Origin of the sequence: Methanosarcina spelaei (assembly GCF_002287235.1) — an archaeon.
Taxonomy (GTDB): Archaea; Halobacteriota; Methanosarcinia; order Methanosarcinales; family Methanosarcinaceae; genus Methanosarcina; species Methanosarcina spelaei.
This window is the reverse complement of the sequence record NZ_LMVP01000308.1, coordinates 1-1,075: the sequence shown is the minus strand read 5'-3', so window position 1 is coordinate 1,075 and position 1,075 is coordinate 1. Positions and strand designations below refer to the sequence as shown.

Genomic DNA, 1,075 nt, shown 5'->3' with positions numbered 1-1,075 from the left:
CGGCGCTCAAAGGAGCGCCGCTAACTATACCCTGAATAGTTACTAAAATTTATTAGTTCTCCCAGAAAAGCTCCCCAACCCAGTACTATTGGCCCAATTTCAAAGGTTGCCGTTTTCCAGGCTCTGCCAGGCACGAAAGGTGTGATAATCGGCATTATGATATTATCCACAAGCGACTTTATCAGAGCCGTGGATACGATACCCATAATGAAGGCAATTGCAAGTGGAATTACCTTGTATTCATAAAGGAAATCCTTAAACTCACTTAGAAGCCCCATGTTATCCTCCCACAAATAGTGAAGTGACATATAAAATCAAAGCTGCGCTGGCGCACCCCGCTGCAAGCAACGGGGTATGTTCGCGCCACCGCTCAAAATTCCGTTAAAGGAAATAATAACCCTAAACAATTTAGTGTGAGCAGAAGTTAGTAATCGAAAATGGAATTGAGAAATTTTATTTTCATCAACGGTTACCGGGGAAGTTTCCATCCCCGCAGCAAGCTAGCGGGGTATTCGACTGAAATAAAAATAGATATAATACTATCACTGGTTAATTTTTATATTCTTTGCATCCTTTATTAATAAATTGTCCAAAAATTAATTTTATATTGGAGTTAGGACTGAAAATAAGTTAGTCGGATTTGAAAATCAGTTAGTGATTGTCACAAAATAATTCGGGCATTTATTTATATGGGTTCCTTCTATTGAATATATATGAGTAACCAACTTGAGAAAATTCTCTCTGAAAAGTATGAATTGCTCAAACCGTTTCTCGATGAACAAAAGAAACGTCTATTTGCTGGTGCTGAGGCTATTAGCCTTGGTGAAGGTGGAATCAGCATAGTTTCTCGTGCAACAGGAATCTCTCGTGATACTATTTCTAAAGCTTGTAAAGAACTAGCAAGTGGAACGATTGGAGCAAGTGGAACATCTATTCCTGATGGTAAGATTCGAGCTCCTGGGGGAGGTCGCAAAAAGAGTGTTGATAAAGATCCCACACTTATATCTGATCTTGAAAGTCTTTAGGAGTTACGCAGTTGGCTTTTACCACATTGTTTTTAGCAACTCCACAAATA

At 39.2% G+C, this 1,075-nt stretch carries 1 protein-coding gene and 1 pseudogene; one reads left to right on the top strand and one right to left on the bottom strand.

Translation table 11 applies throughout. From position 1 onward, the window contains the following. Positions 1-20: 20 nt before the first annotated feature. Positions 21-278 (bottom strand): MscL family protein, encoded by a 258-nt coding sequence (locus ASJ81_RS13400; RefSeq protein ID WP_095644846.1) that lies wholly within the window; start codon positions 276-278, stop codon positions 21-23. Positions 279-713: 435 nt separating this feature from the next. Between ASJ81_RS13400 and ASJ81_RS13395 the strand changes: the two are divergent. Continuing rightward, positions 714-1,022, top strand: a pseudogene (locus ASJ81_RS13395) (ISAzo13 family transposase); the annotation flags it as partial. Between the last annotated feature and the right edge of the window lie 53 nt (positions 1,023-1,075).